Annotated in this window: 1 pseudogene; it reads right to left on the bottom strand. The window is 70.8% G+C overall.

Going from position 1 to position 209, the window contains the following annotated elements:
• A pseudogene (locus IH48_RS0132835) lies at positions 1-209 on the bottom strand (RraA family protein); the annotation flags it as partial.

The raw sequence follows: 209 nt of genomic DNA, 5'->3' as shown, positions 1-209 counted from the left end.
CCCCGTCCGCGAACACGTAATCGCCCGGTCTGACAGCGACCCCACCGACCACGACGGGCCTGTTGGCCTCGAATGGGGTGATGGTGTCGCCGCCCCACTCGAGAGCCTCCCCTCGGCAGTACACGGCGAGGTCGTAGCCGGAAAGCTGGTCGAAGTCCCGGACCCGCCCGTCGGCCAGGACGCCGGAGAGGCCGCGCCCCACAAGGCGT

Origin of the sequence: Streptomyces sp. NRRL F-5126 (genome assembly GCF_000721265.1) — a bacterium.
Classification (GTDB): Bacteria; Actinomycetota; Actinomycetes; order Streptomycetales; family Streptomycetaceae; genus Streptomyces.
The sequence above is the reverse complement of the archived record's forward strand: the minus strand, read 5'-3'. Positions and strand labels throughout refer to the sequence as shown.